This window comes from Johannesbaptistia floridana, from assembly GCF_057440575.1.
Genome location: NZ_JALKVM010000375.1, coordinates 13,553 through 27,656, shown reverse-complemented (window position 1 = coordinate 27,656; position 14,104 = coordinate 13,553). Strand labels below are relative to the sequence as shown.

Annotated in this window: 13 protein-coding genes; 6 read left to right on the top strand and 7 right to left on the bottom strand. The window is 35.5% G+C overall.

Annotation, left to right across the window (positions count from 1 at the left end; all coding sequences use genetic code 11):
• Positions 1–12: 12 nt before the first annotated feature.
• Together MW688_RS21020 and MW688_RS21015 are read right to left on the bottom strand one after the other, a co-directional pair.
• The gene (locus tag MW688_RS21020) at positions 13–756 is read right to left on the bottom strand and encodes a sucrose-phosphate phosphatase (protein ID WP_486737968.1); all 744 of its coding nucleotides are present in this window, start codon (positions 754–756) and stop codon (positions 13–15) included.
• Between the two features lie 4 nt (positions 757–760).
• Positions 761–1,063: a hypothetical protein gene (locus MW688_RS21015; protein ID WP_486737967.1), complete on the bottom strand. Its 303-nt coding sequence runs from the start codon at positions 1,061–1,063 to the stop codon at positions 761–763.
• A 376-nt stretch (positions 1,064–1,439) separates the two neighbouring features.
• On the opposite strand from MW688_RS21015, the gene moaC reads away from it, so the two are divergent.
• From moaC to MW688_RS20985, 6 genes are all read left to right on the top strand, one after another.
• The gene (moaC, locus tag MW688_RS21010; protein WP_486737985.1) at positions 1,440–1,934 is read left to right on the top strand and encodes a cyclic pyranopterin monophosphate synthase MoaC; all 495 of its coding nucleotides are present in this window, start codon (positions 1,440–1,442) and stop codon (positions 1,932–1,934) included.
• A gap of 84 nt (positions 1,935–2,018) precedes the next feature.
• On the top strand, positions 2,019–3,530 hold the full coding sequence (locus MW688_RS21005) for an ABC transporter substrate-binding protein (RefSeq protein ID WP_486737966.1): 1,512 nt from the start codon (positions 2,019–2,021) through the stop codon (positions 3,528–3,530).
• Between the two features lie 253 nt (positions 3,531–3,783).
• Positions 3,784–5,487, top strand: a complete 1,704-nt coding sequence (locus MW688_RS21000; protein ID WP_486737965.1) for an alpha/beta hydrolase — start codon at positions 3,784–3,786, stop codon at positions 5,485–5,487.
• Between the two features lie 183 nt (positions 5,488–5,670).
• On the top strand, positions 5,671–6,759 hold the full coding sequence (locus MW688_RS20995; protein ID WP_486737964.1) for a mechanosensitive ion channel family protein: 1,089 nt from the start codon (positions 5,671–5,673) through the stop codon (positions 6,757–6,759).
• A gap of 24 nt (positions 6,760–6,783) precedes the next feature.
• On the top strand, positions 6,784–7,878 hold the full coding sequence (locus tag MW688_RS20990) for a mechanosensitive ion channel family protein (RefSeq protein ID WP_486737963.1): 1,095 nt from the start codon (positions 6,784–6,786) through the stop codon (positions 7,876–7,878).
• 84 nt (positions 7,879–7,962) lie between these two features.
• Positions 7,963–8,769 carry an MlaE family lipid ABC transporter permease subunit gene (locus MW688_RS20985; RefSeq protein WP_486737962.1) on the top strand — a complete coding sequence of 269 codons (807 nt, stop codon included), beginning with the start codon at positions 7,963–7,965 and terminating at the stop codon, positions 8,767–8,769.
• Here MW688_RS20985 and MW688_RS20980 read toward each other — a convergent pair.
• The 5 genes from MW688_RS20980 to MW688_RS20960 all read right to left on the bottom strand — a co-directional run bounded on the left by MW688_RS20980 (position 8,730) and on the right by MW688_RS20960 (position 14,048).
• Complete coding sequence (locus tag MW688_RS20980; RefSeq protein WP_486737961.1) at positions 8,730–9,794, bottom strand: WD40 repeat domain-containing protein; 1,065 nt, start codon at positions 9,792–9,794, stop codon at positions 8,730–8,732. The two genes, MW688_RS20985 and MW688_RS20980, sit on opposite strands and share 40 nt — an antisense overlap.
• A gap of 52 nt (positions 9,795–9,846) precedes the next feature.
• Entirely contained in the window at positions 9,847–11,058 is a 1,212-nt protein-coding gene (locus MW688_RS20975) for an MlaD family protein (RefSeq protein WP_486737960.1), read from the bottom strand.
• A gap of 79 nt (positions 11,059–11,137) precedes the next feature.
• A complete protein-coding gene (locus MW688_RS20970) occupies positions 11,138–11,920 on the bottom strand; it encodes an ABC transporter ATP-binding protein (RefSeq protein WP_486737984.1) in 783 nt (260 codons plus the stop codon).
• A 171-nt stretch (positions 11,921–12,091) separates the two neighbouring features.
• The gene (locus tag MW688_RS20965) at positions 12,092–12,616 is read right to left on the bottom strand and encodes an alpha/beta hydrolase (protein WP_486737959.1); all 525 of its coding nucleotides are present in this window, start codon (positions 12,614–12,616) and stop codon (positions 12,092–12,094) included.
• 166 nt (positions 12,617–12,782) lie between these two features.
• Entirely contained in the window at positions 12,783–14,048 is a 1,266-nt protein-coding gene (locus MW688_RS20960) for an NAD(P)/FAD-dependent oxidoreductase (RefSeq protein ID WP_486737958.1), read from the bottom strand.
• Positions 14,049–14,104 lie beyond the last annotated feature (56 nt).

The window sequence follows — 14,104 nt, the reverse complement described above, 5'->3', positions numbered from 1 at the left end:
TAAATATTACTCTCAAGGCAAAAAACCAAAATATAATAAACCCTCCAAAATACCAGCAGCATAATTAGCTTTAGCTTGGTAGAGATTATGAGTATTTTGTTTTTGATACCATTGTCTTAATTCTGATTTAGCATTACCCACTAAGATACCCCGATGTTCTCCTGTCAGTAAAGCCATATCATTACCAGAATCACCCGCTGCCACAATTTTATCTGAATTAACTTGCCACTTATCCTGAAGATATTCTAAAGCTAAACCTTTGTCACCCCTGATGGGAAGAATATCTAAATCTTGAGAAGCACTATATATAATTTTAGTCTCTAAACCTTTACTAGCTAATGCTGATTCTAGTTGAGGGATAATCTCAGGCGCTTGATTTTCATCTAGATAATAACTAATCTTAAAAGGGTTTTGTTCTGATTCTGGTTGATTTTCTAACTGAGGGAATTTACTCCCAATAGCTGCCGCAGCTTCTCGATTCCAACCTTGACTCAAAATATTTGTCCAGGTTGAATCAGTTTCGGGTTGATTGGGATTAAAATAAATTTCTGTTCCCACAGCGGTAATTAAAGCATCAGGAGTTAGAATTTTATGGGTAGTGGTTAACTGTTGATATAGATATAGGGATCTCCCCGTAGAGTATACTAATTTTATCTCCTGTCTATATTCTCTTAATCTCTCATTGAGACTTGCTAATGCTGTATCATCTCCTATTAAAGTATTATCTAAATCACTAATCAGTACAAAAGACTGCATCCCTTTACCCCAAATAAAACATCACATCAGTTAAAGCCAAGATAGAAAGAATCAAAATACTTATTGCTGTTAGTTGGTTTAGTTTTTTTTGGGGATAAGATAGATAATTAGATCTTACCAGTACAGAGATTGAAGCGCCAATTCCGTAACTTAAAGCTAATACTAAGTATGGCCATTGTTCGTTTATCCCCCAAACTAGTAGTAAAAACACAGCTAAAAATAGCATTAGCACTTCTATTAATTTAAAGGGATTTGTTTGAGTGTAAGTTAGAATATTTTCCCAGGTAATTTGCCAAAGTCTCATCATTATTTTCGCTCTTTCTAGATTGATTTAATATTTACTAAAATTTTCTTTTTTTCATCGGGATTAATTCGGTTCGACATCATCATCTATGTCGAGTTACATAAACTTCATAACTAGACCACAAAAAATACTCATTTAATTTGAGGGATTTAATACCCCTCCTCAACACAACAAGAGTGAGGTTTTCCATAGAGATTTTTTGCTTTATCTGTTATCTTATCTAAGCAAAGGCATTAGTTGACAGCTCCCGCCGTTAATCTAGGTAGAGATTTAACGGGAGTCTTATGCTCAAATTTGCAGATAAGCTCACACCAACTACTTAATTTTGACATTGGTTGTGGAGAAATTACTCTAAAATTAAAATAAATTTAATACTTTGATAACTAAAGTGAGTGAAAATCAATCTTTGTCTCATCTAAACTCCCAAGGAGAAGCCCAAATGGTGGATGTATCCTCTAAATCAGCTACTATTAGAGAAGCGATCGCCACGGGAGCAATAACAATGTCTAAGACGGCTTTAGAGGCGATCGCAGCAGGTAATGCCCCCAAAGGAGATGTTTTAACTACAGCCAAGTTAGCAGGGATTATGGCCGCGAAGCAAACAGCTAATTTAATTCCTCTGTGTCACCCCTTACCCTTACATAAGATACAAATAGATTTTCAGTTAAATTGGCAACTTCCCGGCTATCAGATTACTGCTACAGTTAAAACTAAAGCGGAAACTGGGGTAGAGATGGAAGCTTTAACAGCAGTTTCTGTCGCAGCATTAACTATTTATGATATGGCTAAGGCTATTGATAAATCTATGGAGATTGGGGGTATTCATTTAGTTAAGAAAACTGGTGGTAAGTCTGGAGAATTCAGAACTACTTAATCAGCCTACATAGAAGGTTCCTGTCACCTAACAAATTTTTTTCTTTATAATTTACTCATTATGCTTTGAAGTACAAATTAATTTATGTCTCGAAAAAATGAATTCCTCATTCTTTTAGTAGTTTTTATTATTACATTGTTTTCTTTGGGTTTTGGTATTTCGTGGTTGCTGAAAATAACCGACCAATCGTCAGACCCGTCACCTCCTACTACCTCTACTACTAATGGGACAGAAGAAGATGAGATAAAAGAAGATGAGACAAAAGAAGATGAGACAAAAGAAGATGAGACAAAAGAAGATGAGACAAAAGACAATCCAAATATTAGTTATGGAGAAGAATGGCTGATCAAAGAAAATATATCCTCAAATAAACAAGCAGATATAAAAGCCTTGAAAAACGCAGGGATAAGAGACTTGAGTGACAAGAATTATACAGAGGCAATAATACTATTAGACAAAGCACTTAAAATAGAGCCCAATGATCCAGAAGCTCTAATCTATCTGAATAATGCTAGAAGTAGTGAGTTAAATCCAGATAAATCCTATAGGATTGCCGTTGTTGTACCCATTGGAACCGAAGTTAATATAGCTCAAGAAATGTTAAGAGGTGTAGCCCAAGCCCAAAATGAAATTAATCTTAAGGGGGGAATTAATGGAATTGGAATACAAGTTATTATTGCTAATGATGACGCCGATATAGAATTAGGTCCCAAAATAGCAGACGCTTTAGCCTCTGATCAAAATATTTTAGGAATAGTAGGTCATTATTCCAGCGATGTTACTCTAGCAACAAAGGATATTTATCAAAAAAACAATTTAGTGGTTATTTCTCCCACAAGTACCTCAGTAGACATCTCAGGAGCAAGTGAATATCTTTTTCGCACAGTTCCCAGTGATTATTATAGTGGTCATGCTTTAGTTAAATATATGAGAGAAGAGCTTCAATTAACAAAAGCTGCTGTGTTTTATAATTCTTCCAGTAACTATAGTACATCTTTAAAAGAGATGGTGAATACTGCTTCACTGATAAGCGGCAAAGAAGTAGTTGTTGAGGTCGATTTGGCTAACGATAATTTTAATGCTCGTGAGGTACTTAAACAAGCCAAGGAAAAAGGCGCAGAAGTTTTAATTTTTGTCCCTAATTCTTCTACTATGGAGCAAACTTTGGAACTGGTTAAACTTAATCAGCAAGATTTACCTATGCTAGGAGGAGATGATGTTTATCAACCTCTTACCTTAGAAGTAGGTCAAGAAAATGCAGAAGGGATGGTAATAGCAATACCTTGGCATATTTTAGCTAATATCAATAGCGAATTCACTCACAATGCTAATGAATTGTGGAAAGCAGAAGTTAACTGGCGTACCGCTATGGCTTATGATGCTACTCAAGCTCTTATAGCAGCAATTAAGCAAAATCCTACTCGTACAGGAATACAAGAAGTCCTCTCAAATCCAGAGTTTGTGGCTCAAGGAGCTGGTAACGACATTCGTTTTTTACCCTCAGGCGATCGCAATCTAAACATACAATTAGTTAAGATTGAGTTTGCACCTAATAGTAATTTTGGTTATCGCTTTGTGCCAATAGATAATCCTTAATATTCCTGCTATCTGTTGAGCGATCGCCCAGACGATAGTAATAATAATATGAGTTAGGGGCGCTCATTAACTAATAAGGCAAAAGTCTCGTAAAATAAAGGTTGAGCGCGGTTTTTGTCCAGATAAGTTAAAAAAAATCGGCTAAAACCTAGTATAGTTATGCTTTTATAGCATTTTTAGTTTTCTCGAAAGGGAAGTTACTATTTAAGCAATTATCAACAAAAGTGAGTTTTTTATAGCGATTTAATGAAAAATGTTAAAGTCTTTTGGTTTTGTCAAAAAAATTACTCTAGTAAGCGTAATCTGGCTCTTAAATGCTCTGCCAGTGACTGGGGCAGAAAAAATCTATTTTGTTTATAGCCCCTTAAAGCTATCCTTGAGGGTTCAGTCTTTAAAAACTTTTGCTGAGGATGGCACTGTTAACAAAGATTTAGGATTTTATCTGAATAGAATTAATGCTACCGAAGCCGAAAAAGCTGAATTTAAAAAAGCTTTAGTAAGTCCCATTGATATTGATCCGGTAATTTTATCTAGGCTCCTGAATACAGATATAGGGGAAAGATTGCTGAAAGATTTTGGTGATATTCTCACAATTGAAGGAGGAGAAAATGGCAAATATTTAATTAGAGGAGCAATGATTCAGGCGGCTTTTGATCCAGAAGGATTAACAATTTTAAACTTTTTAGATAAATTAGCCACAGATATAGAATTTGATTTAGAAAATTTATTGACTGTAGCTGATTATCTTAAAATTGTTGTTAAAGCGAGTGAAAAATACACAGAATTGATTGCTACACTCTCAGATCAAGAAGCTTCTCAAAATCCTGAAATAGATTTTAGTCAAAGACAAGATATTAGTCAATTCGGACCCTTTAAGTTTGAAAAAAAGACTTGGAACTTGACCGATAGTAGTCGCGATCGCTCCCTCTATGTTAATGTTTATCAACCAGAAACCTGGCGAGGAGAATCAGTTCCGGTAGCGATTATTTCTCATGGTTTAGGTTCTCGACCCGAGGATTTTGATCAATACGCTTCACACCTAGCTTCTTATGGTTATCTAGTCGTTATTCCTCAACATCCAGGGAGCGATGAACTACAGACTGAAGCCTTGAAACAAGGTTATTCCCAGGAATTTTTTCGCCTCAATGAATTTATTGATCGCCCTTTAGATATTAGCTATGTTATTGATGAATTAGAAAGACGTAATTCTAAAGAATTTGAAAATCGTCTGGATTTAAATAATATTGGTCTTCTTGGTCATTCTTTTGGGGGCTATACTGCTTTAGCAGTGGCAGGAGCGACTATCGATTTTAACTATCTAGAGAACGATTGTACCCTTTTAGAAACTCTAGAAATGTTTAACACATCCCTATTGCTACAATGTCGAGCTTTAAAATTAGAGCGCCAAGATTATAATTTTCGAGACGAGCGTGTTAAAGCAATCTTTATTTTTAACCCAGTAATGGCCTCAATTTTTGGTTACGAGGGTTTGGGCAAAATTGAAATACCGACCTTTGTTGGCGCCGGGACCTACGATCCGGCAACTCCTTTTGTTTATGAGCAAGCCCGTGGTTTTCGCTATCTGCAAACTCCTCAAAAATACCTATTATTAGAGGAAGGGCAAAGTCATGTTGATTTTTCCCATCTAGATGGCGGTCTTTATAAATTAAATCAGACCTTGCCGAATCTGACTTTACCTAGTGTTGAATTGCTTCATCACTATACCAAGAGTGTAATGGTGCCCTTTCTTGAAGTTTATATTGCTAATCAACCCGAATATGAAGTGTATTTGCAGTCATCTTATCTAGCTTACTTAAGTCAAAATCAAAGGTTTAAAGCTTTCTTAATTACTGCTGATTCTAGTGAAGAATTTAGTCGCCAAGTCAATAATTTTTTACGAGCTAATTTATATAAACAGCTTAAGCAATTTCCTGATTTAGAACAAAGACTCAGATAAGTTTTGTTCATTGCTTTTGGGACCAAAACTTGGCTAATTTCTTTTGTTATCTATGGCATCGACTTGTCTATTAACTTATAATGCCAATAGTTCCATCCCAATGCAATTTAATCTAAAAATAGTTCCCATTAAAATTCAAAAGTATTAATCGATTCATGACTAATTCCAAACCTTCCCTAAATTATGTTAATTGCACAAAATTTACCGATAAATTTGCGAGTAATTTTACTAGTATTCGCTGTGATACTCGTTATTATTGCCTTGCCTGGACTGATTGCTTTACTACTAAAAATTCGGGAGAGAGCAATTTCCTCTGACAGTCAAGAAGTATTGCAAAGGATAGTAGAACCTAATAACGATTTATTGCAATCCATCGCCCTCCTCTTGAGCGCCGATGTAATATTATTAATAACAGGACGCTTTGTCCCTGAAATAGACTCAATTGATATCATTGAATTCCCAATTGGTATAACTACAGCTCTGGTCATGATTTGGCTAGGCTATCAGTTATTTAAGCGTCTCTTTGAAATTTATATTACTAAGCTCACTCTAGGGGGGCGCAAGTTAAATGAGGATTTATTAATTTTCGCTAAGTGGGCAACTTTTTCTCTATTTCTATTTATTATTATTACCGTTTTTTCTGAAACTCATGAAATTAATATCTTTGGCTTGATAGCCAGTTTAGGAATAGGTGGAGTGGCGATCGCTTTTGCTGCCCAAAAGACATTGGAACAGTTACTTGGAGGAATTGTTCTCTATATTGATCGCCCCTTTTTAGTAGATGATTATATTGGACTGCCTGATGGAACATTTGGGAGAGTCGAATCGATGGGCTTGCGTTCCACAAAAATTCGCATCTCCGGTAAGGGTACTTTGATGATAGTTCCTAATAACTATTTGACTGGGATAAACATTGAAAATTTCACAGATGCCAGCAAATTAATTAGTCTTATTACGATAAATTTTTCTGAACCTCTTCTCGAAGCCCAAAAAGCTTTTATTCGTCAGTTAATCTTAGATTCTGGTATCAAGCGCGAAGTAGATTCTCGCAACATAAATGTTAACTTTACAGATATTATCAATAAAGGAAACAAAAAGATTACTCAAGGTCAAGTAAAATTTTTGATGCCTTTAGCTGGTGAAGCATCAGAAGAATTTCGTCTCCAAATAATTCACATAATTGGAGAAAATATACGCCAGAAATTACTCGATCATGGAATTGATTATGAAATAGTAGACCAAATTTTGATAGATTCACAGATTTCCATATAGTCTCTCAATTTTTCTCCAAAGTCAATGAATCCAATCCTTCAGGTATACCGATTCCTCACTAATTCTCACCTTTCTCACTTTGCTATTTTCTTGATATTTATCATATTTTCAATTTCAATCGGGCAACATACTGCAAAATTGATTCAATTGCTTTTATTCCTTTTTTCGCGCCAGCAACAGCAAAAAATCTATCAAAATTGGATTGAGCCGATTAAAAATCAAATCAACCGCATGGGGACTGGGATTTTTCTTTACCTTTCTTGGTATTGGCTGGGTAATTATGAGGATTTACCTGGTTGGCTTGATTTTTGGGTAGAGTTTGCCTTTACAATTTTGGCTATTTGGATTCTTTGTTTCTTATTCGGGCAATTTACTAAAATATATGGGGTTAGTTTATTGGAAAAGATTGGAGGAGATGCGACAGAAATTCTCCTAGCCATTGAAACCATTTTTAATCTCATTGTTGGGTTAAGTGCCCTCACCGTTTTTGCTTACCAACACGGATTTCCCTTGGCAGGGTTGTTAACTGGCGTTTCCATTAGCGGGATAGCCTTCGGTTTTGCCGCTCAAAATACCTTACAACAACTTTTTGGAACAGTTATCTTGTTTCTAGACAAACCTTTTATTCGGGGTGAATACATTCGCCTCCCAGACAAGACCTTTGGTCGCGTTGAATCTATTGGTTTGCGCTCTACAAAAATTCGGATTATTGCCAAAAACACTCTCTTGATCGTACCGAACTCGAAAATGGCGGATTGGGAAATCGAAAATGTGACTCGGGGTAAAAAGGTGATGATCTTGGTTTACCTAGATTTTGAGCAGTTGTTAGACGAGTATGAAAAATCCCTCGTTAGGCAAATCATCACCAAATATATCAATAAATTTCTGAGCATTGAGCCAGACACTTCGCATATTGCCTTTTTACAGCACCCTGACCGGAAAGTCATCCGCGCCAGGATAAACTTTTTTATTCTCGGTTCCACTGAAAGTTCGATAGAGCTGCGAAGGCGAATAGTAAAGATAGCGGCAACAGAATTATCCCAGGAACTCGGGACTTATGGAATTAACTTTACAGCCAATGAACCTGTCATTTCTTTTGATTCCCCAATCACGCTTTAGCAGTTATCTGAACTATGCTATTCTAAATCAAAATGAAAATCGGCAACGTCAAGAATACTTAGTTGAAAAAAAACAAAAAGAAAAATGATTACAAGAACATTTTTTACTAATATATCTCTGGAAAAATGGGTTCAAAGAGTTTGGTTAGGAATTTTACTGACAGGACGAATTATTTTTAACACTTTTACTCGTCCTATAGATTGGCAAACTACTGTAGAACAAATGAAAGAAGTTGGACCTGCTTCTCTAGTTATTAACTTAATTACTGCCGCAGTTATTGGCATGATTTTTACAATTCAAGTCGCTAGAGAATTTTTAGCCTTGGGGGCGGCTAGTACTGTAGGAGGAATTTTAGCGATCGCTCTAGCTAGAGAACTTTGTCCAATTATGGCTGCTGTGGTAATTGCGGGTCGAGTTGGCTCAGCCTTTGCCGCTGAAATTGGTACTATGCAAGTTACAGAGCAAATAGACGCTCTCTATATGCTCAAAACCGATCCTGTAGAATACTTAGTGGTGCCAAGATTTCTCGCTTGTTGTATCATGTTGCCGATGTTAACCATTTTAGCTTTATTCACAGGCTTAACCGGCGGATTAATTATAGCTCAAGGAGTTTATGGTATTGCTAGTAGTGTTTTTCTTGACTCGATTCAATCTTTTTTAAGTCTAAAAGATGTCTTGACTGGACCGATTAAAGGTTTGGTATTTGGAGCTTTAATTGCTATCATTGGTTGTAATTGGGGTTTAACTACTACAGGAGGAGCTAAAGGAGTAGGAAAATCTACTACGGCTGCTGTTGTTACTTCTCTATTGGCTATTTTTATCTCTGATTTTCTATTAACCTGGATTATTTTTCAAGGAACAGGAGCAGGTGGTAGTTTACTTTCCAAATAATTTAAGTTTTGCCAGACAGTAACTTTGCTGTCTTGGGATCCAATAACTAGAAATTCGTTATTAGGAGAAAGGACTAATACTGTAGCTAAATTACTGTTTAGAGTTTTCAGTAGTAATCCACTTTTTACATCCCAAAATTTAATTTGATTGTCTATACCTGTACTAATTAGAACTTGATTATCAGCAGTAATAGCTATATCTGTAACTGCATCTAAATGTGCTTGTAAAGTATAGTTAATTAATCCTGTACTTACATCCCAGCTTTTTATTTTGCCATTTTTGCTACTAGTTAACATAACCTCTCCATTAGAGCTCAAAATAACTTTATAAATAGGAGAAGCATGACCTGCTAACCCTTTTTGTAATTCGCCGGTTTTAACTCTCGATAGTTTCAGTTCACCATCATAACTAGCACTAGCGAGAGTTTGGCTATCAGCACTGAAAGTCAATGTAGTTATAATATCTTGATGATCTGATAGAGTATTTACAAGTTGTCCGTTTTTTAGATTCCAAAGTTTAATAGTTTCATCCCAACTACCACTGGCAATCATTTGACCATCAGGTCTGAATGCTATGGAGGATATAGATAATTCATGTCCTCTCCAAGTTTTCAAATTTTTTCCAGTCTCAGTTTCCCATAGGGCAATGTTTCCATTGCCATCCCCAGTAGCTAAAGTTTGACCATCAGGACTAAAAGCAATTGAGACAACAGTAGAGTTTAAGTCAATAATTGTTATTAATTTACCAGTTTGTAGTTCCCAAAATTTAAGGGTTCCGTCAAAACTACCCGCCGCTAAAATTTTATTATCAGGAGAAATAGTGATTGAGTATGTAGAGCTATTATCTAAAGATAATGTGTGAATAAGCTTCAGACTTTGCCAAGAATTTGATTGAGAGTTAGACTGAGAAATTCTCTCTTGTGGTTGAGTGGATAATTTTGGTGATAGGGGAGAATCGCACCCATTCAGTAAAACTCCAAGTGTTAATATTGTCAACCATCTAAAGAAAAAACAATTAAATTTCATAAGTTATTCAGCTTAGCGCCACCTGAACTAAGATTTTGTTAACAGTTATTGATTAATCAGGCAATTGATAATCATCGATTTCTAAAACAATTTGATTTAGTAGATTAGCATAATTTATTTGCTGTTCTAGTTGTTCAGTATAAGAAAATAACTGACTTAATCCTCGAATCAGCTCAATTAGATCATTTCTCAACTCAGGATCGCCAATTACTTCATCTAAATTATCAGTAAGAGTGTTGATATTCTCCAGGGCTAAACTAGTTGAATCGAGTAGTTCTTTTAATTTATTGATAGTTTGAGGGTCATTGATCTCAGCTGAAAAGTCTTTTAGATTAGCAGTTAATTCCACCGCATTAGTAGATATGGTATCCAAATTATCTATAAATTGACTGTCCGATAATTCAGTGATTAAAGGATTTAATCGTTCTAGGGTTACTGCGAGTTCATCACTAGCTTGTCCAAGACTAGTGACAGTTGTTGTGATTTGGTCTTGATTAACCACCATAAATTCTTTAATTTGTTCACTAGCCTGTTCTAAAGAATTTAAAGTAGCATTCAGTTGCTCAATTGTCTTTTGAGCTTCTGCTTCTGCTAATAAACCATCTGCTCGCTCACTAAAACTATCTAATGACTCTAGAGTAGAATTGAAATTACTAACAGTCTTCTCCGCTTCTAACTGTTCTAACAACAAATCCAGTTTTTTACTGAGATCATTAAAGTCATCTAAAGCTACAGAACTTTTTTGGAACAGGGTACGAACAGATGCAGTAACTTTCGGTTCACTGATAATATTAGAAATGCGTACCAAAGAGCGAATCAAAGTATTAACATCTAGTTTCCCTTCTCCTTGTAGGCGAGATTGATTACAAATAATAATTGTAGGATCACAATCTGAGTCCAGAGGCATAGCCTTTACTCCCTCTGCTGGTAAAGGTTGTAGTGGAGTAATATCGATAGAAGTTTCCCCCACTAACCCCGCTTGAGTTGCTTCAATTAGAGAATTAGCAGGAATTAGGCGATCTGCCGGTCTAATTTCTACCTCTAAGGCTACTCCCTCAGGTTCAGCTTCAACCGAGACCACTTGTCCAACTTTGACTCCTCGATAGTCTACTCTTGTACCTACTGTCATACCAGCAGCATTAGGAAAAACTAAAGTAGCACGATAGCTACGACCCCTAAAAGTAAAATTCGTAAGCCACATAATCAAAGCAGCTAATAAACCAAAAGATACCAAAATAGTTAATCCTACACTGCTTTGAAACATAAAGGGAGATAATCTTCTCCTCTCACCACTAGTATTTTGCATTTTTTTATCTTTGTTAGTTACGTTAGTTACTTAGATTTTAGGGAATTGGTCCTTCAATGTCACCATGAAAAAACTGTTTAAGTACAGGGTTTTCAGATTCGTAGGCTTCTTTGGTTGCTCCGTCCCATTGAATTTTACCATCGTATAGAAAAATAATTCGGTCAGTGGCTCTTCGTATCGTACTATCTTGGTGAGTAACTACAAGATATGCGTCACAAATTTCCTCAAGTCCTAAAAAATCCCGCATAATATTTTCGAGACGAGTAGAGGCAATAGGGTCCAATCCCGCAGTTGGCTCATCGTACATTATAATTTTTTGAGTATGGTCAGTTTTCTTGCGATGCATATTAGCGAAGATTGCTCTAGCCGCACCAACTCTTTTACGCATTCCTCCAGAAAGTTCTGAAGGATAACGTTTACCAATACCAGGTAAACCAATTTTGTTTAATGCTTTTTCTACTAGTTCTTCTATTTCTGAAGGAGATAATTTTCCTTGTCTAGATAACGCAAAGCTAATATTTTCTTCCACAGTGAGAGAATCAAACAAAGCTGAGTCTTGAAATACAACACTTACTCCCAAAGTATCTTCTCCTTGATTAATAGTTCCTAAACGTTTTTCTCCACGAATATAGACATCTCCAGAATCCGGGGCTATTAAACCCGCAATCAGTCTGAGGATAGTTGATTTGCCTGTACCAGAAGGTCCAATTACTCCTACAGCTTCTCCTGCATGAATTTCTAGATTGGCATTTTCTAAAATTACCTTAGGACCAAATGCTTTAGAAACATTTTTCAACTCAACTAAAGGTTGACTAGTGATATTATTCAACTAATTTGCTCCTTTTTTACCTACAATTTTATTTATTCTGCTAACTTTGACATACATTGCTTAAATCCTCTGTTATCAAACACTAGTATTTAGGCAGATTTGGCCCATAAACTTTCTGAAACTCTTTATCGATAGGGAGAAACGAGAAAGTAAGACATGGTGCTATTTAAGAATTTGTTCAACATCTTTAAAATCTATTTCCACATCAGTGGCCAAATAACGTAATACTGTAATCAAGTTTAAGCCATTTTCTTCCTCTAAGGCAGCTTGTACAACAGCCCCACGCAAAACGTATTTTCCATTACTTCCGCCTGGAATAGAAATTATTTCTCCTAGCTTTTCTAAAACTTCTTCCCCTTTTGGTGTATTTAAGACTCTAGACAGCTCAATGGGATTAATATTTATTTTTCTTGCTAAAAGGTTTTTGAATTTTGCTTTCTGTTCTTCATTCATACCAATAAACTTAAAATAATATTCAAGTTCCCGATTGATGACCCCCGATTCGGCAAATAAAGTTAAAGAGCTTACCTTAACGGATATATTAATTGGTCCATACAAAATATATATTTTTTCTGCTGCTTTAACAGGTGAGGAAGTTAATGAAAATGATAAAATTAAGCAGAAAAAAAGTCTAAATAAAAAAAAATCATTTTTTTTATTTGATTTAATATTATTAATTATTTGCATTTTTATCTATAATTAGGATTAAATTACATTTGCTCTTCTATTGTTACATCAAAACCATTCCAGATATTTTCAAAAACAGGTAGATTATTATTTATGAGAATTTTGGCACAGTCTTATTGTGATTAACCATATTTAAGCACATAATCTATTAGTACAGGGAAATATCCTATGAATTTAGTGAGTCTTTGAGCTTATATAAAACCCCCATAAATGGTAAAAACCAAGGGTCTTTATGATATAAAAAATTGGTAGGATTTTTTAGATTAAGAAACGGGAAATTACAGGGCTTTTCTAAGATTAAATCAGCTAAATTGCGTCCAAAATGAAAAGCGTTGGCGACACCATGACCGCAATAACCCATACTGTAGTAAATATCACCTATTTGACCTAGATGAGGCATTTGATCAAAGGTAAATCCCACATATCCGACCCAAGAATATTCAATTGCTATTTTCTTTAATTGGGGAAAAATACTTTGCATTTCAGTAATCATGCGTTTTGCTGAAAGTAAGGGATCTATTTCGACATAACTGGCTCTTCCTCCAAAAATCAAACGGCGATCGTATACTCGAAAATAATGAAGATATTTTTTTGAATCAAATACTAAACGGTTATGGGGAATTAATTTCTTAGCTTGATTTTCATCTAGTTGTTCTGTCGCAATAATATAACTGCCAATAGGGATAATACGACGGCGAATTTCCGATGGAAAGTCAGGAGTATAACCGTTTGTTGCCAGGGCTATTTTCTCTGTGTAAACCTGACCCTGAGAAGTTTCTACAACAAAGGAACTTGTTGGGCGAGAAATTGAAATTACTTCGGTTTTTTCTACTATTTTTACTCCTGCGTCTAAAGCTACTTTCATTAATCCTTGTACATATTTAGCAGGATTAAGTCCCCCACTCAAAGGATCTAATAATCCCCCATGATAATAATCTGTTTCTAATTCTTGACTTAGATCGGACGGTTGAATTAACAAAGTATCATGTTCAAAGCAATCTTTTAAAATATTTTGTGCTTTGACAAAGTTTTGATAATGATTCGGGTTACAAGCAGCCCACAATCCCCCTGCACGATAAAAATCACAGTGAATATGATGTTGTTTCAAAAATTGTTCTAAACCATCAATCGCTTTTAAGGTTTCAGAGTAAAAAGCAATGGCTTTTTCCTTACCATATTTTTTTAATAAAGTATTGGGAGATAATTTTAGCCCCGCAAGGGTTTGTCCACCATTACGGGTACTTGCTCCATATCCCACTTGATTTTTTTCGATGATAGTGACATTAATCCCTGCTTTGGCAGTGAAAATTGCTGTAGTAAGCCCCGTAATTCCTGCACCAACAATTACTAATTCTGTTTGTTGTGGAAGTTGAGTTTCTGGTGTTGATATAGGATTTTTAACAGTATCAAGCCAGTAAGAATGTGTTTTCATCTTCTAGTTATTGGTATTATATTAATTTTTCCCGAAGAGAAAAAAATAGAGATTTT

Bases quoted from the DNA above. Each gene is read 5' to 3' on its own strand.
- MW688_RS21020 (WP_486737968.1), bottom strand. From the start codon at position 756: ATGCAGTCTTTTGTACTGATTAGTGATTTAGATAATACTTTAATAGGA.
- MW688_RS21015 (WP_486737967.1), bottom strand. From the start codon at position 1,063: ATGATGAGACTTTGGCAAATTACCTGGGAAAATATTCTAACTTACACT.
- MW688_RS21005 (WP_486737966.1), top strand. From the start codon at position 2,019: ATGTCTCGAAAAAATGAATTCCTCATTCTTTTAGTAGTTTTTATTATT.
- MW688_RS21000 (WP_486737965.1), top strand. From the start codon at position 3,784: ATGTTAAAGTCTTTTGGTTTTGTCAAAAAAATTACTCTAGTAAGCGTA.
- MW688_RS20995 (WP_486737964.1), top strand. From the start codon at position 5,671: ATGTTAATTGCACAAAATTTACCGATAAATTTGCGAGTAATTTTACTA.
- MW688_RS20990 (WP_486737963.1), top strand. From the start codon at position 6,784: ATGAATCCAATCCTTCAGGTATACCGATTCCTCACTAATTCTCACCTT.
- MW688_RS20985 (WP_486737962.1), top strand. From the start codon at position 7,963: ATGATTACAAGAACATTTTTTACTAATATATCTCTGGAAAAATGGGTT.
- MW688_RS20980 (WP_486737961.1), bottom strand. From the start codon at position 9,794: ATGAAATTTAATTGTTTTTTCTTTAGATGGTTGACAATATTAACACTT.
- MW688_RS20975 (WP_486737960.1), bottom strand. From the start codon at position 11,058: ATGTTTCAAAGCAGTGTAGGATTAACTATTTTGGTATCTTTTGGTTTA.
- MW688_RS20965 (WP_486737959.1), bottom strand. From the start codon at position 12,616: ATGCAAATAATTAATAATATTAAATCAAATAAAAAAAATGATTTTTTT.
- MW688_RS20960 (WP_486737958.1), bottom strand. From the start codon at position 14,048: ATGAAAACACATTCTTACTGGCTTGATACTGTTAAAAATCCTATATCA.